This is a genomic window from Mesorhizobium sp. M3A.F.Ca.ET.175.01.1.1, assembly GCF_004791945.1.
Taxonomy (GTDB): domain Bacteria; phylum Pseudomonadota; class Alphaproteobacteria; order Rhizobiales; family Rhizobiaceae; genus Mesorhizobium.
The window spans coordinates 1-279 of sequence record NZ_SRTP01000434.1; the positions used below are offsets into that span (position 1 = coordinate 1).

At 66.7% G+C, this 279-nt stretch carries 1 pseudogene; it reads left to right on the top strand.

Features of this window, described 5'->3' with window-relative positions:
• Positions 1 to 248 (top strand): annotated as a pseudogene (locus tag EN818_RS32315) (caspase family protein); the annotation flags it as partial.
• Between the last annotated feature and the right edge of the window lie 31 nt (positions 249 to 279).

Below are 279 nucleotides of genomic sequence, written 5' to 3' on the forward strand. Positions count from 1 at the left end.
TCGGCATGGAGCGGATGATCGCGGTGCTGACCGAGGCGCCGCCGGAAAGCGAAAAGGAGGATCTGAGCTTCCTGGCGCAGGACGGTGTCGCGTCGATGACGCGCGGGATAGGCCCCGCCAGCTTCTCCGACATGCTTGCCGATATCGGCGTGGCGCTGTCGACCCGATCGGTGATGCGGCTTGCCGACAAGAGCGGCCCGAAGGGAGCGGTGATGATCTTCCCGATGGAGACGGTGCCGCGCGCCTGAGAATCCAGGCGGGGGTGTTCATGGCCAGGCC